Genomic DNA, 23,249 nt, shown 5'->3' with positions numbered 1-23,249 from the left:
ATTCAATGTAAAAATGGCCGCAAAGATACAATTTTTTTAAAGCATGCTTCCGCCACTACAGCGGTAGATCTGGAAAGATAATATCGGGAGATGACATCCGCTCAGGCATGATAAGTTTTATCCAGCTGAGATCTGAATTCCGGATGTTTTTCGAGGAAACTGGCCACAAATGGGCAATATACCATTACTGGCTTATGTAAGGATTTGGCATAGTCAAACGCCGCCCGGGCCAATATGCCGCCTACGCCATGCCCGCTCATAGAGGATGGCACAGTTGTATGCATGAAGGCAATGTTATGCTTATAGAAGCGATAACTCAAAGTAGCCTTTTCTTCAGGACCCTGAATCTCCAGTTGCTGTTCCTTTGTATTGTTGAACACCTTGTAATCTTCACTTTCCATAATAGCACTATTTGTCTCCCATAAAAATAACACATAGCCACTGATGGTTGTTGTTAAGAAAACGATAAATCCCGACGCCTGGACGCCGGGATTTTATCAATTACAAGGTGGATAGCTATAGTACGCAAACAGGACGCTTGTTATCATCTATGGCAACAAAGGTAAACGTCCCTGAGATGGCCAGTTCCCGGTAGTCGGAATACATTTCTTCTATATAAATCTCGACACTCACTTTCATACTGGTATTACCCACTTTTGATACTCTTCCTATCAGTTCCACAATGGTTCCTGCGGGAATAGGTTTGGTAAAATCAATCCTGTCGGAAGACACGGTTACCACTTTCTTCCGTGTGAATCGTGTAGCAGTGATAAAGGCTACTTCATCCATGAGATACATGGCGGTGCCGCCAAACATAGTATCATAGTGATTGGTACTATCAGGAAATATTGCTTTGAAGATATGTGTCTCCGAGGCCTGTATGCGTTCTTCTATAGTCATCTTTCATCAGTTGTTTACGAAATATTACGGAATATATCAGGCAGTTACTTTGCTGCGCAAGGTTTTGGCAGCAGCCACCATAGCGGCTACGGCAGCTTTGGTTTCAGGCCAGTCTCTCGTTTTCAGACCACAATCCGGATTCACCCAGAGTTGTTCCGCCGGAATCACTGCCATCGCTTGTTCCATCAGGTGCACCATTTCTTCCTCAGAAGGAATCCTTGGCGAATGAATATCATATACTCCCGGCCCAATATCGTTCGGATATTTGAAATGAGCAAAACCTTCCAGCAGTTCAGATTGAGAGCGACTCGTTTCAATGGTGATCACATCTGCATCCAATGCTGCAATGCTCTCGAAGATATCATTGAATTCTGCATAACACATATGCGTATGAATCTGGGTTTTATCCGTTACGCCGGAAGAGGCCACTCTAAAGGCTTTCACCGCACTCTGCAAGTAGTTGTCCCAGTTCTCATGACGCAGCGGCAATCCCTCTCTTAATGCAGGTTCATCAATCTGAATGACCCGGATACCTGCCTCTTCCAGATCATGTACTTCATCCCGAATCGCCAGGGCGATTTGCAGACAAGTGGTAGCCCTCGGCTGATCGTTGCGTACGAAGCTCCATTGCAGAATCGTCACAGGGCCTGTTAACATCCCTTTTACCGGCTTATCGGTCAGGGATTGGGCATATTGGGTGTAATAAACCGTCATAGGCGCTTTACGGGCCACATCTCCCACAATAACCGGCGGCTTCACACAGCGACTTCCATAACTCTGTACCCAGCCATATTGTGTAAAGACAAACCCTTCCAGTTGCTCGCCGAAATATTCCACCATGTCGTTGCGCTCAAATTCGCCATGCACCAGCACATCCATTCCGATGGATTCCTGCCACCTGACAGAGGCCGCTGTTTCTTCTTTAATCAACGTATCATATTCCGCAGCGGTGAGCTCGCCTTTCTTCCATTTAGTACGCCAGGAACGAACAGTAGCCGTTTGCGGGAAAGAACCAATGGTAGTAGTAGGGAATTTTGGCAAATGCAATACCTCCTGCTGCAATTGCTTCCTTTGCGGGAAAGCACTGGTACGACGAGCATCGTCTTCCGAAACAGCAGCAGTACGCGCCACTACCGCCGGACGATGAATCAACGAAGAAGTACGACGATCCGCCATAGCGGCCTGATTATCTTTGAGCGACTGCAACGCATTCACGGATGGGGTATTGCCAGCTAAATCCGCCAGTATTTTTACTTCATCCAGCTTTTGCTTTGCAAAGGCCATCCAGGATTTGACAACAGCCGGTAAATTGTTCTCGTCTGTTTCCAGATCCAGATCACATGGCACATGCAATAGGGAGCAAGATGGCGCTATCAGCAAACGCTCATTGCTAAGCGCCTCCTGGGCCTTGCGAATCAGGGCCAGCGACTGATCAAAATCGTTCTTCCAAATATTGCGGCCGTCTACTACGCCAAGGGATAAACGAAGTTTTGTATGACGAATGTTTGTTGCCAGGATATCCTCCAGTTGAGACGGACAACGTACCAGATCCAGGTGCAACGTTTGTACAGGCAACTGTAATACCGTTTGCAGATTCTCTCCGTAGCATTCGAAATAGGAAGCCAGGATAAAATGAAGCTGCGGGAAGGCTTTCTGCAAAGTAGTGTAAGCGGAGGTAATCGCATCTCTTTCCTCCTGACCGAGATTCAGGGAAAGACATGGTTCATCAAACTGGATATAATGCGCATCCAGTTCGTCCAGTTTACGTAATACTTCCAGGTATACCGGCAGCAATTTGGAAAGTAATTGCAAGCGATGGAAACCTTTCTCTTTCTCCTTTCCTAACAAGAGGAATGATACGGGTCCTAAGATTACTGGTTTGGCTTCAAACCCGGCTCTTTTAGCTTCATGATACTGAGAAATCACTTTCTCGGAGAAGAGAGAAAACTGCTGGTTAGCAGCGAACTCCGGTACAATGTAATGATAGTTGGTATCAAACCATTTGGTCATTTCCATGGCAGTCACGTCCAGGCCTTCTTTCTGAAAGCCTCTGGCCATCGCAAATTGCAGATCCAGCTGTGGCAGCTGTTTCTCCACCAGCAGATCATGGTAACGCGCAGGAATAGCGCCTGTCATCAGACAGGTGTCCAACACATGATCATAAAAAGTAAAATCGTTACAGGGGATGATATCGATGCCGGCATCTTTTTGCAGATACCAGTTATTCAGACGAATATTTTTGGCCGTTTGTTCCAGTTCCTGAGCGGTGATTTTTCCTGCCCAGTAGGATTCATTAGCTTTTTTTAATTCACGATGGGCGCCGATCCGCGGGTAGCCCAGGTTGTGTGTGATCATGGTACTTCCGGTTTTAAAGTCAATTAAGATGATAACTCATCTTTCATTTACTCCAACACCTTCATAGCCTGATGCGGGATAGGATATCGGCAGACACACTGCGTACGTCAGTATTTGCTGATATACCTGAAAGCTGACCCACTTCATTCCACGAAAGTATTTGTCAACATCCAGCTATGGCAGGTCTCCTGGCTAGCAGTATTCCATCCGTCCTTCTCGCCTTTGCAGACAATGGACATCTATGGGATGAAATTCAGGTAACTGCTTACAGTTGCGGGACAGCCGGCGATTTGCACACCGTTCCCTTTTAATGCTGCCAATTAACGGCAGCAACCATAGCTGTATTCAAAAAAAGTAAATCAAAGAAGACTATGAAACAAATATAGAACAATCATCTTTAAACAACCAAATAAAAAGAATAATTGTTCAAATTATCACATAAAACAGGAAAATATTCACAAAAAACAACACTCAGAAGAATATTATTCCAAAAAGAAGGCCCCGCCAGAAGACGGAGCCGTTAGCTAAGTAATGAATGGTTGGTTTTTAAAATCTTTCCCGATATGAAATAGCATTGATTTTACCGAAGCCGGTAAAGCTTTCTGTTTTAGTTAACGCGGCATGATTATTCACAAAATCAGCCGGATAATATCCTGTGAGCGTACCGTTGCCGGTAGCTGCATTATAGGTCCCTACCATGAGGTAATTTCCACGGTTGGCAGGCGCCACATCCATGTATTTGGAAGCCCAGAATACATGTTGTTCTAACAAGGTAATTTCTTCCTGTCCTGCATCCAGCACCATATAGGTCTGATCCGGGTAATCCTTACTGGTGGCGTATACGCGACTACCAACAGAATAGAACAATGCGCCGCTGTTTTTGTCAATGGCGAAATGCGTTGCCTTGTCAATATCCGGTCCGGTAAGTTTTACAAATTTATCCTGCACATTCGTAGTACTGATATTGAATACCGCCAGCCATCTGGAATTATCCGCAGCCTTCAATACGGCATATGTCAATGAATTAAAAGGAGTAGAACGAAGCCATACCAAATCCATATTTACATTGTTGTAATTGAAATAAGGCATATATGCCGGATCTGTAGTAGGCACGGTACACTGACCTGCTGTAGGCGAATAACGCAGGAACCTGCGCTTCTCTGTATCAAATAACACTAATGCAGCAGTTACACTCAGCTTGGAATGACGGCCGATAAAAGGCGCTGCCTTAAATCTTTTGGTCTCCCCTGAAACAATATTTATCGGGTTGCCATAGTACATGTAGTTATAGCGTTCATAAACGTTATCCTGCCCGTCATGCAGATAAAGATAAGAAGGACTAATAGTAGACCCGCCAGATCCTACAAAAGCAGGATGGAAGGTAGCAGAGTCTTTCGTCGTAAACTCATGCACTGTATTCCATTGCCATTTGGTAGTCAGGTCATCATTCCTGAGTTTCCAGGCGCCCTGGTCTGTACAGATATAGATCCATTCTTTATCGGCCGCATTGGTAGTACCATGGCCCGGCGCAGGAACAGTATTGGCATTAGTATTAGAGAACATATAAGCCACATCCCTAGGACCAGTCAATTTTTTCGGCAGGTCAGGAGAGGCCGCCAGGATATCTTTCGTGATCGCAGGCGCCTTTCCTGTGAGGAAATTCACCATATCCAGTTTAGCGGCGCCATTCACATCACTGAATACCAGCCAGCCCTCATAAGTTCCGGAAACCACATTTAATCCACCCTGACTTAATGAATACATGTTGCCATTCACCTTATCCTTCATGCGGAATAAGAGCTTGTAGGTACCCACTGCCAGGTTAATCCTTGTATTCAGTACTCGGGTAGTATCCAAGCGGATAGAACTATTTTGACCATTGATAATGGCATACCATTCACAGTAAAACCTGTCTTTCTGTTGTAACACAGCAGTATCCTGGGTGGCACTGAAATGAGGAGTAACCCTTAAAGTGTCATATTGATATACATCCTTAATACCTAGTAAACTATCTACAGCAATCTGATTGACATCTTTCAAATCATAATTGCCCATATCCCGGTAACATCCGGTCAGCATCGCCCCTGCAAATAATCCAAGGGTAATGGTTTTAAAATTTATATATCTGGTTGATGACATGTCTGATAATTTTGAAATGCACTATTGTAAATCCTCTATACAACTATTCTTGGAAGAACCTCCCGATGCCATGGGAAAAGCAACGCCTGTAACATCATTGTAATCCATTACTGGCTTACCAGCATCTGTCAATGCTTTGAGTACACAGTAGAAACGTTGCCCCCACGCGATCAGGATATAGGGACTCAGGTCATTACTTTGAATGTAATCGTCAGTTACGCCAAAATAGTTTTTTATGAATGTGTATTTGGCGCGAGAGAATGGACCAAAATAGTACTCTCCTATCGATGACCACCAACCCGGTTTCGGAACATTATCATATAATCCATAGGTGCGGGTAATAATATTCTTTTGTGTTTTGCTGACGGTTCTGTAGGCATAATCTACTGAAAGATCATTGGTCACAGCGGCCAGCTTCACCGTGATATACATGGGCTGTTTCGCCATTTGCGCCAGCCTTTTGATACGCACAGGTACATAGGAAACCGAAGTTCCGGCCTTCACCACGCAATCCTCATCCTTCATGGTAATTGCATCCATTGGGATGGTAGATGTCTGCTGATCGATATTTAATTTAAACTTCCTGTCGCTTTTGGAGGTATTCCCCTGTAACATAACACGTACCTCCAGAATTACTTCCTGCGCGGTCGCCGGCGCTGCTCCTATGATACTAACCATGGTATCCAGGTTGCGGGTGGTATCTGAATTAAAACGGGTTTGTTGTATACCATAAGTACCATCTGCCTTAGGGAAATAAACGTTCACGGTATCATAAGTACCCTGGTAAAAATAAACGGCATCCCGGGAATTAAACCGGGCCAATTCTTCCTTGCGGCAGCCTGCTACAACGAAGAGCAGGAATAATATGACTGCGGCGCATAATTTTCTGTATCTCATCTTCATTGTAATTTTTAGTGAATATTGGATTCTGCGTCCGGAACTGGCACCTGGTAGGTTTTTGCGGTCATTGATACTTTCTGTCCATCTACGACACCGGAAGGAATAGAGGCAGTAAACAGCCGTTTATAATAGAAAAATATTTGCCCTTCACCCCAGAACTCTTTCCTGTATTCTTTTTCAATAGCATCAGACAATAACCCTATGGTATTCATCGGCGTGTTCCTCACTCCTCTTACTACGTTCAGATATCTCCAGCCATCTGCTGGATTAGCAGCCGTTTCCGCAGCAATGAGGAAACACTCAGAACCTCTGATGATAGGCATCCGCTGGGCCGCCTGGAACTTATAAAAACATTTGAAGGTAATGGTGGACCCTGCCGGAACATTCCATACATAGGTGGAGTTACGGGGATCGTCTGTCTTTCCTTCGTAGGTAGTAGACAGCACGTTGGGATTAGCATAGAGCATACGGGACGGAGTAATGATGGCTGGCGAAAACCAGGAATTAAAAACATCAACCAGCTTTGTATTCTGCAACGTAAAGAGCGCATCTCCAGACAATACCGGATCTTTTGACACATCGGTATACTTGGTAAAATTCCACCACACCGCCTGTGCACTCATTACTTCCATCGCTTTGGCAAATGCATTTTCCTTGTCTCCCCGATAGAGGTACATTCTCGCCAGTAATGCAGCAGTACCAAAATGCGTCATACGCCCCCAGTCCTGATCCATAGAAGTATCCAGCAACTGATAGGCCCGTACCCCATCTCTGAGAATAGAATCCATTACCTGTTTTGCCGGAAGATATGCTCCCGGATCAGCTGTGGTATGAGTATAATATGGGATGGCAGGAGCAGTCGAATCTGTCTTGTACACCGGACCATAAAAACGCATCAGGTCAAAATAACAGAAGGTACGAAGCGCCAAGGCCTCTCCTTTCACCATTCTGAAAGTCTTGTCATCGAATATGTTTTTCTTGGCATCAATATTCTGCAAGATCATATTCAGATTAGCGATCTGCTTATACAACCCACTCCATATGCTATTAAACAGTGCTTTGGGACCCGCCGCCGTGTAATTATAACCGGCTACATCTGCATAGGTATAGTTAGTACCCACATTATCACCCTGCTGATAACGCTGTCCCAGCAACTCCGCGGCCACCGGATAAATAATACCCCCATATGCTTCTTTAGCCGCTAATTGCAGATATACGCCATTCAGATGCTGTTTAAATCCTTCCGGTGTCTGATAAGCCTCATCTACTCCAACGGAAGTTTCCGGCTTTACGTCCAGGAATTTATTACAGGAGGAAGCAGCTATTACAACTACTGCCACCAGACAGTTTATGATATATCTTTTCATAATTCAGTAATTAAAATGATGCACTCACTGTAAAGGATACAGATCTTGCGTAAGGATAATCAATACCACGCTCACGGGTGATGGTGGATAATCTGAAAATGTCATTCATATAACCTGTTAATCTCAGACTGTTCATACCAACACGTTTCAGCCATGGAGCACCCATAAGATCATAGCCAAAAGAGAAGGACTCTCCTGTCAATGCATTTTCCTTTTGTATGAACCTGGAAGAAATTGGGGTCGTACCGGTAATGGTAATTCCTTTATACTGCGCCTGATCTCCCGGTTTCTGCCAGCGGCCTGTTAATGCCCTGGCATCCAGGTTTTCGGTCATCGACTGCCACAGGGTAACATTCTCTACTTTGTTGTAAACGGCAGAATTCAACTGCCAGGAGTTCAACATGTAACGCATGTTAATACCAAGCGAGAAACCTTTCAGTTGGAAACTGGTACCAATCACCCCTTGCATGGAGGGCTGGGAATTTCCTATTCTAACGGCATCGGCTGCACGATAATCATAGGTACGCTGACCGTCCTTCGTCAAAAACACTTCTCTACCATTAGCAGGATCTATACCCAGCGAACGAACGGCCCAGATATCATCCGGACTTGCGCCATCATAATACCGTTGCAATGCCAGATTGCCCCCTGAAGAAGTATGAATAATACTGTCATTGCTACCAGCAGCTTCGCTACTGCTGTTAAACTGAGACAACTTATTGCCAATACCGCCATAAACTGATTTGTAATGGGAGCCACTGGCATTGACTCTCCAGTACATCCGCTGATCCGGCTTGCTAAGTACCGTTGCATTTACTGTAAAGTCCAATCCACGAGTACGGGAATTTCCCATATTCAATACCTGTGATGTCATTCCCACTGATGGTGCAGTATTCAACGCCACTACTAATGGATCGGTGAGTTTATCATAAACATTCAAGGTCATATTCAACCTGCTGTTCAGTAATCTCGCATCAAATCCTACTGTTTTATTAATTGTTTTTTGCCATGCCAGATTGGAATTCCCCCAGGTGCTCACCATCATACCGGTTCCATAATCATTCAAAGCGCCGCCAATGAACGACAGTGTGCTGAAGGAGTTATAAGATCCAAAATTCTGGTTCCCAGGATTACCCACACTGGCACGAATCTGCAGATAGTTGATATAAGCAGAATGTTTGAGGAAGGCTTCATTATGCAGGTTCCATGCAGCGCCAAATGTCCATGTACTGGTAAATCTTCTGTTGATACCAAATACGGAAGAACCATCATTACGATAGGTAAAATCTACCATATATCTTCTGTCGTATCCGTAGTGCGCATTGGCAAAGAAGCTGGTACTTCTGCTAACTGCCTTTGCATAGGAAGGATATCCACCTGCCGGATAAGCAGTTCCAAAGGATGGCGTCAGGAAAGAGGAAGCAGGAAAACCCACAGCGGTATAGCTATCGCTGGTATTGGTGTTACTGTTCACCGTAAACCCGGGAACAAAATTCACTTCATGGCGGTCGTTAAATACAGCCCCATAGCTACCTTGCAAATATCCTTCGTAACTAAAAGTACGCGTACGTCCATGTACGAATTTTCCTTTCTGGGTAACATCGACTGCATCAAACTCTGCATTCAGCGGGGAACGCAGGTACTCGGTTTCGTCATTGTTCTGTGTGAGTCCGATGCGGGCATCGAAACGGATATTCTTGTTTAACTGATAGAAAGCAGAGAAACGATCTGTGATCTGCATACTGCGACTTTCATCCCGATTAGGCAACATTGCCTGATACATGGGATTGGAAACACGCTGCCACTGATTGTAGAAGTTATCTTTTGTAGAATCAAGATACTTATTGTTGCTGGCCTCGTAGTAAGGCATTCCTTTTACAAAGGCAGTGAAGCTGCCATAAGGAGATTCCGTTCCCTTAATAGTTGTCAGCAACATCTTGTTGGTGAAAGAAAGTTTGCCTGTCTTATAAACTACGTCTATACTTCCGTTTCCGGTTTGTCTGCCAGAGCCTTTCATCACACCATCTACATTGCCATACTTCAGGCCCAGCCCATAGCGAAACTTAGTATCTCCACCTTCGGCATAAACAGAATAGTTCTGACTCCAGGCAGATTTCTGCAATGGTTTCCCCAGCCAGTAAGTATTACGACCGCGCTGCACATCCGTCAGACGTTTATTATAGATGTTGTCCATGCCTTCCTGGACGTTCATATCTTTACTGGTATAAACACCGGCAATACGCTGATATTCCAGTAACTGCGCTGCACTCATCATATTATAGTCGCGCAGATCCGGCATTTGAATCGTATTATCGCTGGTTACCATCAGGTTCATTGCACCCGGATTCGGCAGCTTTGTTTCCACTACCACCACTCCATTGGCGCCTTTAGAACCATAGATGGCAGTAGAAGCGGCGTCTTTCAAAATGGTAATACTTGCTACCCTGTTAATATCCAGCCCTACAATGGTTTGCAGATCTGATTCAAAACCATCCAGAATGAACAGCGGTTGGTTAGGATCATTCTTCAATGCGTCTGTCTGCCCAATCATACTTGTTTTTCCCTGGATAGCCAGGTTAGGCATAGCATTAGGATTAGAACCTGCCAGATTATTTTCAAGAACAAGCATGGAAGGGTCCAGTGTACGTAAGCTCTGGATAATGTTCTGATTCCCTACTGTTTTTAATTGCTGACCGGTATACACGGCGTAGGACCCCGTGAAACTCTCTTTCTTCCTGGTGAAAATACCAGTAGAAACGGTCACTTCACTGATCTGCTGTGAAGCAATCTTCATTTGAAAAACGATATTCTGGAGATCTTTCCTCCCCTTCAACGAATAAACGATGGGCTCATAACCTACCAGGCGAATCACCAGCATGCCATCTTCTGGTACGTTGACCAGAGAGAATCTACCTTCTCCGTCCGCAGCTGTTCCTTTGGAGGTATGTTGTACCACCACTACTGCGCCGGGTAAAGGCTCTCCCTTCTCATTTGTAATTTTTCCTGTAACTGTCACCAGTTCCGGGGGTACAACTTCCAGTACATTTTTGGAAGCAGCGGTCACTTTTTTTCTCAGGTAAACCGCTTTATTATTTTCACTGATAGAAAAGGACATTTCTGAACCATTCAGACACTGTTCCATGGCTTCTTTCAAAGAAGCGTTGCGGATATCGGCCGATATGGGATTCATTCTGTCCACCTGCTCCTGGTTCCAGAAAAAGGCAAAACCCGTTTGCTGTCGGAGTTGTGTAATCACCTCCTGTAACGGCGCATTCTTTACACGGAGGTTGACCCGTTGTGCATAGGTTTTTGCGCTGATTTGCAAAGTGGCCGCCAGTAATAACACTGCAGTTATTCTCATTGTTAACAGCAATTTGGTTGATAATGGCATAAAATAAATGGTTGGTTTTTGATCTTTTCGTTGGTTTGTATAGGCAAAGCTCCGCCGGGCCTTATTGCTAAGACTACCTAATTTTAATGGCCGGGGGGATTAAAATGAATGAAGTTAAAACGGCGAATAGTTCACTGTTGTATCTAACAACCGGTGTATTAATCTCCTGTTACTATTATGGTTGATCCATCAAGTTTAGCTGTTATTCCATTCTCATTCAAAAACTCCAGTATGGCAGACAATGGAACATTTTTGTCCATCAGGCCGCCCAAACGCGTATCGGGCAATCGGCCTTTCAGCTGTATGTCTACATCATACCATCTTGATATTTGTCTTAATACTGCATAGGCATCCTGACCAGTAAAATAAAGCTGACCATTTTTCCATGCTGTATTCATATTCACATCCGCATTCGTGACAGTCAGTTTACCTGACTGTAATCTGGCCATGGTACCAGGTTGTAGCAAGACGGCATTCCCTCCTGCCAGTACTTTTACAGCGCCATTGACGAGGGTGGTCTGCTGTTGCTCCTCTGCATAATCCATGATGTTAAAAGCCGTACCCAATACCTGTACATCGGAGCGGGTTGTATGTACAATAAATGGCCTGGAGGCATCCTGTTTAATCTCAAAATAAGCTTCCCCAGTTACGCTAACTGTTCTTTCCTTCACAAAGGAGGTGGGAAAACAGACAGAGGACGCGGCATTCAGCCAAACCCTGGACCCATCCGGTAATACCAGTACAAATTGTCCTCCTCTTGGGGTAGTTAATTCATTATAGGTAACCTCTCCGGAAGCGGTGCTATTCGCATATTCCAGCTCTCCGTTGCGTTGTTGAATCGTCGCATTACCTTGTTTTAATATTTGATTACCTGCGCTGTCCAGCTCTACTTGCTGGCCATTGGCGAGTGTCAGTATCGCTTTGTTGGCTGCTGGCTTGCGATTGGCCATCTCTGCCAGTTGATGCGTAGGTTGTTTTTGTTGTAGGTAGACATAAGTCCCTCCTACCACTACTGCCAATATCGCAGCAGCAGCGGCGGTTCGCCAGATCCGCATCTTCCTGATCTTACCCACTGGTTTTTCTGCATTCCTGGCCTGCTCCATCACACGTTCGAACAAATGCTGCTCCCGCTCAGGCGTCAGCAACCCTGTATGAGCCGGATTATCCATCCATTCATGGATCAGTTCCTGCATGCCGGTATCACCCTGACGTATAAACGCCAGTAACTCATGCAATTCTGATGTGGTGAGCGTATTATTCACCAGCCCTTCCAGTAATTCTTTCTTACGATTCATTCTACTCATTTACTCGCAGAAAATTCAGTTGTCTGAACCCCCTACTTGCATAAAGACACAATTCTGAACAGGGAATACTAGTCTGTCTGAAAAAAAATTAAACTTTTTTTTCAGGACAGCATTTCGATAGCACAAATAAGCAGTAAAACCTCACTGGCATTGGATTCCAGGTACTGCCGGATATTTTGCAGCGCCTGTGCCATGTGATTCCTAACGGTGTGTTTGCTAATCCCCAGGCGGTGGGCAATTTCTTCCTGGGTCAAATTTTCATCCCGACTAAGTTGGTAAACCAGTTGTTGCTGCGTTGGCAAATTCCGGACTGCAGCCTGTAATAGTTCCCGGCCTTCTTTCTCCAGTAACTGATGCTCCGGCGTATCTCTTACTTCCCCGAGATAATCCGTCAGTTCCTCTATAAACCGGGGGTCGGACGATTTTTTCCTTAACTCATTAAATATATGGTTCCTGGCATGGATAAATATATAACCACGAATATTGGTCACTTCCGGCAAAGCAGTTCTGTTAAGCCATAGTTTAAGGAAAATCTCCTGCACCATGTCCTCCGCCATCACGGCCGATTTGGTAAGCATAAACGCTACCGTATATATATTGTTGCTATACTCGTGAAAGAATACACGAAAAGCTTGTTCATCACCTGCAGCGACTCTCTGCAGCAGGGATTGCGTGTTATTTAATGCTGTATCCTCCAAGTCGTTTAAGTCCTCGATCAAGGCTAAAAATAGAAAAAAAAGTAGGATATTCACAAGATAACCTCCAGCATATGAAAAAAGTTATACTCAGCGGCGCTTTTATGTTGTTCTCTCTTTTTGCTGTGGCTCAGGAAACGCCCTTCACCCTTCACACTCCTACCGGCGATTTATTTGGGACCCTGACCATTCCGGAAACCCATCATCCAGTACCGGTCGTTCTGCTGATAGCAGGTTCCGGCCCTACAGACAGAGACGGGAATAATACCATCAACCTGAAAACAAATAGTTATAAGCAATTGGCCGATTCATTGCTGAAAAGCAATATCGCTGTGCTGAGATATGATAAAAGAGGAATTGCTGCGAGTCACGCTGCTTATAAATCGGAAGCAGATGTGGTTTTTACAGACTATGTAAAAGATGCGGTATTATTTGCCAAAACGCTGAAGGCAGACAAGCGTTTCTCTAAAGTATATATTGCCGGACACAGTGAAGGCTCACTTATCGGTATGATGGCCGCAGAGGAAGTACCGGTGGCAGGATTTATCTCTATCGCCGGCGCGGGAGAACCTGCGGGGAAAACGCTTCGCAGACAATTGGCCCGCGTACCTGCTATGGCGCCTACTATTAATAAAATGCTGGACACCCTGGAGTCTGGCCATACGCTGAAGGGGCCTATCGATCCAAATCTGATGGCATTATTCCGGCCCTCCATTCAACCATATATGATCTCCTGGTTAAAACTGGACCCCACCCAGGAAATTGCCAAACTGCATATTCCCGTACTGATTATTCAGGGAACCACCGATATACAAGTAAGTAAAGAGGATGCAGATTGGCTCAAAGCAGCCTCCCCTAAAGCAACCCTGGTGATCATCGACGGGATGAGTCATATATTTAAAACAGCTCCGGCTGATATACAGGCAAATTATGCCACCTATCAAAAACCGGAGCTGCCAATTCGCACGGAACTCGTGCAAGCTATCAGGAAGTTTATGCGCTAAAGGCTGTCGCTTTGGTAGCAGCAGTTTTAGCCTTGATCACTTTACTTACACGACCTAATAGGAGTATACTCAACATACTGAAGGCAACCACTACCCAGCCTACGGTATCGTAGTGCTGGAGTGGACTGAAGCTATCTTTCTGCGTAACAATCTGCCCGGACAAAACAGCTGCCAGTCCGCCTGCAATTTGCTGCAATGAAGCGTTGATACTCATAAAAGCGCCTCTGTCCTGCATTTCAGGCACCGCAGATATCAGTGCAGTAGCAGGTACCATCCGGCAAAGTATACCAGCCAGCATCAGCATATTGATAAGGATAATCATCCAAAGCGGATGTGGAGCCAGATTAGTGTACACCACCACTACAATCATCAGATAGAGCGAAGCAACGCTATACAAGGCAAATTTGTCTACTTTGTCTGCAATTTTTCCGATCATTGGCATCACCAGGAGCGACATACAACCAGAGAATGTAAAGAGCAAAGGCAGTTGCTCTTTGGTAACATGCAGGTTGTTGATGGCAAATGCACTACCGAAAGGCATCATCATGAAACCGCCGACAGACAACAACGCAGTGGCCATGAAAGCAATACGGTAGTTTTTCTTTTTCACGGTATGCAGCAGGTGTTCTACTACTCCTCTATCTTGTTGCAAAGCCAGATGGGCAGTCACAGAAGGCAGGCGGAATACTACCAGCGCCATGATAGCAGCCGCCAGGATCACCACCATGAAGAAAGGAGATTCCCATCCCCAATGATTCGCGATATACAAACTAATAGGAATACCTAATACCTGACTGGCGCCAAATCCCATCTGCATATATCCCATTACCCTACCACGCATTTCCAGTGGGAAAATATCTGTGATAATGGCCATGGATACAGATCCTATCACGCCGCCGAATAAACCGGTAATAATACGTGCAGCTACCAGCATCGGATAAGTAGTAGCCAATCCGCAGGCCAAGGTGCCAAGAATAAAACCGCCATAGAAGAATATCAGTAACTTCTTACGGTCAAATTTATCCGCAAATCCTGCAGTGAGTAATCCGGAAATACCAGCACTAAAAGCATAAGCGGCAACGACAATACCAAAGTGATCGGGCGTGATTTTCATAGATTTCATCAGCATGTCGCCCAGTGGCGACATCACCATGAAATCCAGTATAACTGTAAACTGGGTTAATGCAAGCATTAAAATCACCAGCTTTTGTTGAGAACTAAATGTAGGTGTTGTTTTCATAATAAGCAAGCGTTCATTTATTAATAAGAGCTAAACAATAACTGTTAGCATGCTAACAGGTTGGAATCAGGGCTTTGCATCTTCTGTGAAGATGACAGATGTTAGTTTTTCAATGTTTTAAGAATTGAAAGAGTGATGAATTGAGATTTAATCGAGTTGTTGTTGTCTGCCTAAAGTGGTGTCAAATATGTATCTGTATTATTTCTTCAACGCTTTTATTACATGATTAAATGTTTCACGCATGATTTCTTCTGTAAGTTTAAATGACCGGCCTGAAATGCTTCTGCCTTCCTGATGAAATTTCACCAATGTATACAATGGAGCGAATGCTACCGCCCAATAAACTTCCAGCGTATTAAATGTAATCTCTCCGCGCTTCACTGCATTCTTAACAAAATCTCCCATAAAATTCGCCATACACTGGGATATTTTGATCTGTTGATCTTTACCGTAGGAAGTATTGCGGATTTTCTCCATGAAAAGATTTACATCTCTATGCTTTATGGCACTGTCTGCACGATTCTTCCACTGTACCCATAAGCCTTCCTCAAACGACATTTCCGGGTCAAAATTTCTAAACAGGGCCGCTACCCATTTTTCTGTTTCCTCCTGAACAATGGAATTAATCAGGTCTTCCTTATCTTTATAATATATATAAATAGTCGCTGGAGATACGCCAGCAGATTTCGCTAACCTGTTGATACCAAAATTCTCCAATCCCTCCCCGGCAATCATCTCAATTGCCTTCTGCTTTATACTCTGAACTTTGTTCTCATCTCTGTATCTCATGACACAAAAATAAATAAGCGATCGCTCATTTTAAAATAATTCTTTGCATTTCTTTATAAAAAAAGAAAAAGACACTGGAAATCAGTGTCTTTTTAATCAAAAAAATATTTTACTGTGGTAATTCCGGCCTTCGCATTTTATAAGGAACACCCGTTATTGCATTTAGAAAAGCCACCACCGCTTTTTTCTCTTCCGGCGAAAGGTGTAACTCTTTCATTAACGGATCTGTACGGGGGAACAAACTATCCCCTTCCTGACCAGGCCTGGGCTTCATCATCTGCATACCGCTGTTATAAATATTGATGACGCCTTCTATATTATCAAACAGACCATTATGCATCCAGGGCCGCGTCAGCATCACATCACGGAGAGAAGGCGTCCTAAACTTCCCTACATCCGCCGCATTTCCCGTGATACGGTATCTCCCTAAATCCTCATACTTACGTTTATAATACGTCAGCCCAATATTGTGAAAAGCGTCGTCCGTAAAATACTGCCCATTATGACAATTCATACAACGGGCTTTGGTACGGAATAAATGCAAACCCTGGATTTCTTCGTCTGTCAGTCGCCTATAATTGCCCATCAAAAATAAATCAAACCTGCTGGTCCTGCTTTTAATAGTGCCTTCAAAAGCGGCCAACGCCTGCACGATACGGTCTATACTGATTTGTTCCGATCCATAGGCCGCCTGAAATAATTTTCTGTAACCCGTTATTTTACCCAGTTTCTCCGATAGTAAAGCCGGCTCCATATTCATCTCGTGGTGGGTGGCAATAGGATTGACCGCCTGATCTGCCAGAGAAGCGGATCTGCCATCCCAGAAAAACGTTTTATGCGCCACTCCTGCATTCAGCAATGAAGGCGTATTCCTGCTCCCCTGCAAATGATCATGCCCAAGAGATACCGTTCTGCCATCTCCCCAGGCTAAATCCGGATCATGACAACTACTACAGGATATCTGGTTACTACCTGATAAACGTGGATCGAAGAATAATGTCTTTCCCAGCTTGATCTGTGGCTGCTCCAACAATTGTGGCAACATGGTATCAGGCAATATTGGGGCAAACTCCTGCCAGACAGCGCCTGAATCAATGTCCGGGCGCGGCCAGAAAGCCACCGGGCGCGCGTACAATGCCCGCAAGCTGTCGGCCTCCTGCTGCGCAGCGCCATTGCCATTATTCAACGCAGATGTCACTACTATCAGCAACAAACCTGATAAAATAAAAATCGTTCTCTTCATTACTTATACAAAATTGCTTCCTTACAGGTAAATATTTAATGAAACACTACACTGAATCCGATAGGCACCCACTTCTCTTATCTCCGGAAAAACATAATCCGGTTCCTGCAAGCGTCCTAGATAATTGACATGGCCGGCAATCCCCACCGGAACTGTTTTTAACAGTCGCTTCGTCATATATTGCCCAGCGATACCGCCACTGAATGCTTTACTATTCAGAAAATAGTAATCATGATACAACACGTCTAATACCATATCATTCATTTGTAAGGGAGACACGGATACACTGGTTTGCAATGGCAACACTAAGCCGCCAGAGAGTCGTAATTTCCACCTGTCGCCCTGCTGCCCCTTTCCATACAAAAGGCCAGCTATTTCAGGGTGCAGCACCGCCGATTGCAAATACTGTGTAGCAATGAAATCCTGTTTCTCCAAAGTATTGAGCTGCACACTGGCATCTAATCCCGGCGTGAGCGCCGCTCCCGGATGTGCTACCAGACTGTATTTCAGATGGGCATCCAAAGCATGGTAGGTATAATTGGTGCCATTCAGCGGAGGAATATTCGTGGAAGGCTGATACTTATTCATATCCATGCCTGTGGCATAATGCACCTTCAGTTGCAAACTATGTTGCTGCGCTTTATAGACCGCTGCCTGTAACTTGTACTCCTCTAAAGTATAAGTCCCCCAATTGGACGCTTTGAGGGAGTTTTCCAGGAAAGTACCCGTTTTATAATACCGCCAGTGATAGCCGGCACTTAGCTGGGCAGTCCAGTCGTTGTTACTGTATACGTCTGAAAAAGTAAGACCCGCTATCCGGGAAGTGGTACGGATAGTATTATCGCCGCCGGGCCTTGGCTGCCTGTAACCCATTCCCATAATGATCCAGGTACGGCGCTCCGGTATACTGTCAAAATTGTTCTGATATTGTTTGTTCAGGTAAACGATGTCTGTCTGCTCAAAACTATACCCTACCTCCGGAGTCAGGCCCAACGTATGCTTACCTGTATTCAAGGCAATGTCAGGCGAAACGATCAACTCCAACTCCTTTGTGCCGGGCCTTGGGTCCTGAGAACGAAACGCGGTATTATAGAGATAATAAATACCTGTTCCTATCAGCAGCTTTCCAGGCAGCAACTCATAGGCCAGCCTTCCTTCCATCAGGTAACGCTGCCGCTGAAAGTCGCCCGCCTTCCGCGCTGCCAGGAAATATGGCCGGTTCAAATCCTGTTTCCCTTGCAGTTGCCAGGAAACGGAATCATCACGGAACCGACTATACGAAAAATGTCCGTAAGCCCGGAACCGACCTAAGGTACGGATGCCTTCACTGTGAAAGCCCACCATTGTTTGCTGTTCAGGCAACTGTGCATAACGAAATCCGCCAGCCTCGCCCTTTACTTCCAGCGAAACAATACCTGTATTAGCTATGCCATATCTATGCAAAGCGGCAATAGAGGCAGTAGCCCAACGATACCTGTCCTGCGCCGGCTGATACACCCAAACACTGTCTGTAGGCCCTTGCTGCTGAGCAAAAACGCCTACAGACATCATCAAACACAGCAGTAATGCCATTCTTCTCATAAGAGGAATTATTTACTGGTAAAGGCTTCCTTAGAAGGATCTGCCTTAATCACCACAAAATCAAGAATAGAGTTATTGGTATCCTGTAATACAACACGACCATTGACCGTTTTCTGCGTCTTACGAAGGATAGCCTGACTGGAATAGGAGCCGTTCGGCACATAGGAAAATCCTGCATCCAGGTCTACCGGCAAACGTTTTGGCGTACGACTCGCCATCGTGGTAGGCTGTATCTCTACGCCATCATAAATTTCCATCGCAGCTTTAGGCATGCGGAAATAGGTTTTATCTTCTGTAACCGACGCTCCCGGCATTTTAAACTGTTGCCATTCATCCTTGATATTAGCGGTTGTTTTAAACAGCATATATCCATCTCTTCCCAGATTATCCAAAATCAAATCCCGGTTGACATTCGCAATGACTACCATATGTGGCACGGATGTTTTCAGATCGGAACTTAATGGCGACTTTCCAGGGAAATCGCCCATGTATACATCAAACTCTGCTTTGCTCAGATCTACTGTCAGATCAGGATTCCGCACAGGCACTTCTTTCCCGGTAATATCAATAAAGGGTACTTTGTGATTAATTGCGGTGGAAGCGATGATAATGCTTTTGCCAGGTCCTACCGGATAGGTCTTACCGTTGCCGGGTATACGAAAAATACATCCGGAATAGATATAGGCAGTATTAGCATCTGCCACATTATTGCCGGCAGACAAACTCCAATCATACTGACCAGTGGCAGGAATATACCATCCCTTGCTGATATCCAGTCCAGATAAAGCAGCATTCACCCCGGCTACTTGTGCAAAGTACAGACTGTCGGCGTACATCAACTGATCTGAATTGTTATAGATTTCGATAAACTGATCCCTGAAAGATGCGCCGTCTTTTACATTAGAGCCCGCGTAATAAATCTGCTTGATTACCCATGCTTCTGTACCACCACCGGTATGTACATCCACGGTAATACTATTCGTCAGTTCCACCGCATTTGCAGTAGCCGTGCCCGTGAAAATAACGGAACCGCTTACTTTCTGACCAGTTGCTTTTTCGTAATCTGCTGCACTCAATTGTAATTCCACCGAGATCTGATAATTTCCTGGCACCACCTGATGGAATACTACATTGTTGGTATCTGTCGTGATACTCGCGGAATATTTAGTACTGCTTGTCTGATTAATCATACTAACAGTGGCCCCTTTGTACGGTATCGCAATACCTTCCTGATCACCGGATAAACGTAGTACAACGTTGATATCTACCGGATGCAGTGTGGCTCCTTTCTCCTTACTGCAAGCGCCCAACAACAAAATGCTAATAATTGCAATGAATATGTTTCTCATGATTTCCAATTTAGAATTTGAATGAAATTTCTCCGGATAGCACTACAGGCTGAGTAAGTTCCCTTACTGTTTTGGAGATGTCGCTATATTTTTTATTCAGTATGTTAAAGATGTTATAGGCGTTGACAGAGAATTTGATCTTCTTCTTAATTTCCTTTATCACCTGCATGCTAATACTCATGTAGTAAGGATCGGAGTTATCTGAAGCGGAGAGATCATATAATCCTAATGCCTGACGAATCGGGCTGTCAGCCGCCAATTCGCTGATATCGTGATATATGCTGTTGATGTCTACATATCCCAGTGGCTGACCGGAATTCCCGATATTCCGCTGCCTTTTGTAAATGGCGAAATTGGCGGTAAGATTCACGATAAATCCAAGTTTAGGAATATGCGTAGAAGTATTCAGACGAGAGTTCATGGCCCATGACTGATAATTCAGCGGCGCAAATACGCCATACCAAATACCATTGGTGACTAACTGAGAAGCGTCTTTGAAACTATATTTTAAAAGGCTGCTTCCATAGCGACTATAATACAGAAAACTGGAAAGGCTGAAACTAGTGGCAATAGCAGGTACTTTGGCTGTACTCAATAACAGATCCAGTCCCATATCGTCTGTACTGATATCATTTGCGGCCACATTATCAAACAAACCCACTTTTAGTTGCGACTTCCCGGTAGGCCAGTATCTGAGTTTACCATCTTCAATCACATAGTCATAGGCGGGCAGCATGAATTTTCTCATACTGGACGATACATTGAAACCATCTCTGTTCATTTTATAAAACGCAAACAGAGAGCCGCTGAATAATCTGTCTGTATACTTCAAACCACCTTCCAACTGCATCGCCTTCATCGGTTTGAGATAGCTGTTATCATGCGCTACCTTCTCTGTATACACGAGGTATATACGTTTGGCAGGATCTTCATTGTACACATCCAACACCGGCAAATCAAAATAGGAAGGCGCCGGATAACGATAAGACATGGGCGGCGATTTGGAGCTCACGCCATAACTTAAAGTGGTGGTGAGTTTTTCAGATATCGCATAGGCCGTATTAATACGAGGCTGGAGTATACCCCAACCGTTCTGCATATCATATCGCAGCCCGGGGTCCAGCGTGAGCTTATGCCCAAATGGGAATAACTCCACATGATCCTGTAGGTAAATCCCTGTATTTACTGTGGCAGGAAGATATTCATAGGAATAGGGACGTTGGTTCTGATATCTCTGATTCACAAACCTTGGCGTATTCGGATCTACGATAACCCCTTCCCCATTATTGGCCGTATAGTCCATACTGGCGCCGCCACTCCATTGGTGATCCATGCCCAGCCATCTGATATTTCCATTCAGATTTAAACTTGCATTGGCGGTGCTGGGTCTGCCCAGAACGTGATCTACAGCCATATAAGTGCCAGGGATATAATATCCTTCGTAAACGCCTGTAGTATCTTTATCTCCAATAGGCTTAGGATCTCCGTTCATGGCGAATTGCGAATAAGACTCCTGTCTTGCCTTCGTGAAGCCCATGCTCAGCCGAATGTCTTGCAACCACTTCTTACCCACATTATAACTAATCCTATCTGTGAGAATTAAACTGTTAGACTTTGAATACAGTCGCTGTTCACGGGTATCTTCCGGGTCCATTTTAATATTGTCGTTCCGATAACCATATGTAAGCGAGATCGTATTTTTCAACTTACTGGAAAATCTTTCTGTCCACATCAAATCCAGTGTGGTCCTGTTATAACTCTGTAAAAGACTCCTCGGATCTGCATTGCTCCTCAGGTGATTAATGGAAAAGTTCATGGCGCCCAACTTCTCTCCCAGCTTAATACCTTTGCTCAAACTGTATTGGGTAGTATATCCAATAATGCCCACCCTGGCCTGGAATGGAGTAGCCCCGGCCTGACGATCTATGATAACTGCCCCACTGGTAACATTCCCGTACTTAGCAGATGGTATCCCGGAAATAACTTCTATTCGCTCCACATTATTCAGCGGGATATCGCGCAGGTCCTGGCCCTGGAAGGGTACATCAAAACTATTTTTACCGGAAACCCTCAGGGTGGAAGTGGAATTACCAAACATAGAAAGACTCTTTGCCTGCATATTGGCATCATTGGAACGGGCAATATCATCCACTATGATGGCTGTTCCCATGGAGTTAATCATCGCGGCATTATTCAATGCGGCAGTACGGAGCGTGAGCGACTGTACGTTCAACATATCCGGCACTTTAACTTCCCTGCCCGGAAGCATATTCATAATGTCTGCCAGAGAAAATGCCTGCGATTGTTCAATCATTTCTCTGTCGAATACTATGGAAGAACTGGAGTTCGTTCCCTTCTGAATGGCATTTACATGAATACCTTCCAGGGTCAGACTCAGTTCTTTCAATTGAAAGGTGGGCTGGCGCAGATAAATGTCCGGCGTCAGTACGGTTTCAATGGTTTGTTTGCCAACGTAGGAAATGGAAATATGGGAAGACACGCTGCCGTCGGGAATGCGGAATACAAATATGCCATTGTAGTCAGTTGTTTGCTGGGCGCCGGTTTCTTTCAACAGCACACTGGCAAATTCCAGTGCCCGCCCTTTCTCATCAATAACTTTCCCTCTGAAAAGTACCGGTATTGCGGCAGCACTTTTTTCAGCGGCAACTGTTCCCTTTGTAGCATGAATAATATATCCGTTACTGTTATGGATATACGTAAATCCGCTACCTTCTAATATAACATGCAGTATCTGTCGGACGGATTGCTGCGTTACATTCCTGGCCGCCACTTTTACGTGTGCCAGCTCTTCCGGATTATAGGTAAAAACCGTTCCTGTTAACCGCGACAGATATTGAATGGAACCTGCTAACGTACCGGCAGGTATATTGGCAGTAAATAATTTGTTCTTTTCCTGGCTGAATGTCGCCAATGGGCACCACAAAATAATAGCCAGTACCCATAGTCGCCCGGGCTTAGAGAATAATTTCAT

General features: G+C 44.8%; 16 protein-coding genes and 1 riboswitch. Of the genes, 1 reads left to right on the top strand and 15 read right to left on the bottom strand.

The features are described 5' to 3' along the window. Positions 1 to 101 precede the first annotated feature (101 nt). From CLV59_RS14490 to CLV59_RS14450, 9 genes are all read right to left on the bottom strand, one after another. Positions 102 to 401, bottom strand: a complete 300-nt coding sequence (locus CLV59_RS14490) for a GNAT family N-acetyltransferase (RefSeq protein ID WP_111592755.1) — start codon at positions 399 to 401, stop codon at positions 102 to 104. 115 nt (positions 402 to 516) lie between these two features. Then, the gene (locus CLV59_RS14485) at positions 517 to 900 is read right to left on the bottom strand and encodes an acyl-CoA thioesterase (protein ID WP_111592754.1); all 384 of its coding nucleotides are present in this window, start codon (positions 898 to 900) and stop codon (positions 517 to 519) included. Between the two features lie 36 nt (positions 901 to 936). Next, complete coding sequence (gene metE / locus CLV59_RS14480; protein WP_111592753.1) at positions 937 to 3,255, bottom strand: 5-methyltetrahydropteroyltriglutamate--homocysteine S-methyltransferase; 2,319 nt, start codon at positions 3,253 to 3,255, stop codon at positions 937 to 939. 161 nt (positions 3,256 to 3,416) lie between these two features. Then, positions 3,417 to 3,608, bottom strand: a riboswitch (cobalamin riboswitch). A gap of 193 nt (positions 3,609 to 3,801) precedes the next feature. Continuing rightward, positions 3,802 to 5,394 (bottom strand): PKD-like family lipoprotein, encoded by a 1,593-nt coding sequence (locus tag CLV59_RS14475; RefSeq protein ID WP_111592752.1) that lies wholly within the window; start codon positions 5,392 to 5,394, stop codon positions 3,802 to 3,804. Positions 5,395 to 5,415: 21 nt separating this feature from the next. After that, positions 5,416 to 6,291: a DUF4843 domain-containing protein gene (locus tag CLV59_RS14470; protein ID WP_170137761.1), complete on the bottom strand. Its 876-nt coding sequence runs from the start codon at positions 6,289 to 6,291 to the stop codon at positions 5,416 to 5,418. 14 nt (positions 6,292 to 6,305) lie between these two features. After that, on the bottom strand, positions 6,306 to 7,661 hold the full coding sequence (locus CLV59_RS14465) for a RagB/SusD family nutrient uptake outer membrane protein (protein WP_111592750.1): 1,356 nt from the start codon (positions 7,659 to 7,661) through the stop codon (positions 6,306 to 6,308). A 10-nt stretch (positions 7,662 to 7,671) separates the two neighbouring features. Beyond that, the gene (locus CLV59_RS14460) at positions 7,672 to 11,022 is read right to left on the bottom strand and encodes a SusC/RagA family TonB-linked outer membrane protein (RefSeq protein WP_170137760.1); all 3,351 of its coding nucleotides are present in this window, start codon (positions 11,020 to 11,022) and stop codon (positions 7,672 to 7,674) included. 188 nt (positions 11,023 to 11,210) lie between these two features. Beyond that, positions 11,211 to 12,347, bottom strand: a complete 1,137-nt coding sequence (locus tag CLV59_RS14455; protein ID WP_170137759.1) for a FecR family protein — start codon at positions 12,345 to 12,347, stop codon at positions 11,211 to 11,213. Between the two features lie 110 nt (positions 12,348 to 12,457). Then, positions 12,458 to 13,075 carry an RNA polymerase sigma factor gene (locus CLV59_RS14450; RefSeq protein ID WP_170137758.1) on the bottom strand — a complete coding sequence of 206 codons (618 nt, stop codon included), beginning with the start codon at positions 13,073 to 13,075 and terminating at the stop codon, positions 12,458 to 12,460. Positions 13,076 to 13,125: 50 nt separating this feature from the next. Between CLV59_RS14450 and CLV59_RS14445 the strand changes: the two genes are divergently transcribed. Further along, entirely contained in the window at positions 13,126 to 14,055 is a 930-nt protein-coding gene (locus tag CLV59_RS14445) for an alpha/beta hydrolase (RefSeq protein ID WP_111592746.1), read from the top strand. Here the strand turns inward: CLV59_RS14445 and CLV59_RS14440 are convergent. From CLV59_RS14440 to CLV59_RS14415, 6 genes are all read right to left on the bottom strand, one after another. After that, positions 14,045 to 15,295: an MFS transporter gene (locus CLV59_RS14440; RefSeq protein WP_111592745.1), complete on the bottom strand. Its 1,251-nt coding sequence runs from the start codon at positions 15,293 to 15,295 to the stop codon at positions 14,045 to 14,047. The two genes, CLV59_RS14445 and CLV59_RS14440, sit on opposite strands and share 11 nt — an antisense overlap. Before the next feature lie 198 nt (positions 15,296 to 15,493). Beyond that, positions 15,494 to 16,084 carry a TetR/AcrR family transcriptional regulator gene (locus tag CLV59_RS14435; protein ID WP_111592744.1) on the bottom strand — a complete coding sequence of 197 codons (591 nt, stop codon included), beginning with the start codon at positions 16,082 to 16,084 and terminating at the stop codon, positions 15,494 to 15,496. Positions 16,085 to 16,193: 109 nt separating this feature from the next. Beyond that, a complete protein-coding gene (locus CLV59_RS14430; RefSeq protein ID WP_111592743.1) occupies positions 16,194 to 17,327 on the bottom strand; it encodes a cytochrome-c peroxidase in 1,134 nt (377 codons plus the stop codon). Between the two features lie 21 nt (positions 17,328 to 17,348). Beyond that, positions 17,349 to 18,908 carry a DUF6850 family outer membrane beta-barrel protein gene (locus CLV59_RS14425; protein WP_146616199.1) on the bottom strand — a complete coding sequence of 520 codons (1,560 nt, stop codon included), beginning with the start codon at positions 18,906 to 18,908 and terminating at the stop codon, positions 17,349 to 17,351. Between the two features lie 8 nt (positions 18,909 to 18,916). Then, complete coding sequence (locus tag CLV59_RS14420; RefSeq protein ID WP_111592741.1) at positions 18,917 to 20,257, bottom strand: DUF4876 domain-containing protein; 1,341 nt, start codon at positions 20,255 to 20,257, stop codon at positions 18,917 to 18,919. A gap of 10 nt (positions 20,258 to 20,267) precedes the next feature. After that, on the bottom strand, positions 20,268 to 23,249 hold the full coding sequence (locus CLV59_RS14415) for a TonB-dependent receptor (RefSeq protein WP_111592740.1): 2,982 nt from the start codon (positions 23,247 to 23,249) through the stop codon (positions 20,268 to 20,270).

The sequence above is a fragment of the Chitinophaga dinghuensis genome (genome assembly GCF_003259435.1).
In the GTDB taxonomy this organism is placed as follows: domain Bacteria; phylum Bacteroidota; class Bacteroidia; order Chitinophagales; family Chitinophagaceae; genus Chitinophaga; species Chitinophaga dinghuensis.
The sequence above is the reverse complement of the archived record's forward strand: the minus strand, read 5'-3'. Positions and strand labels throughout refer to the sequence as shown.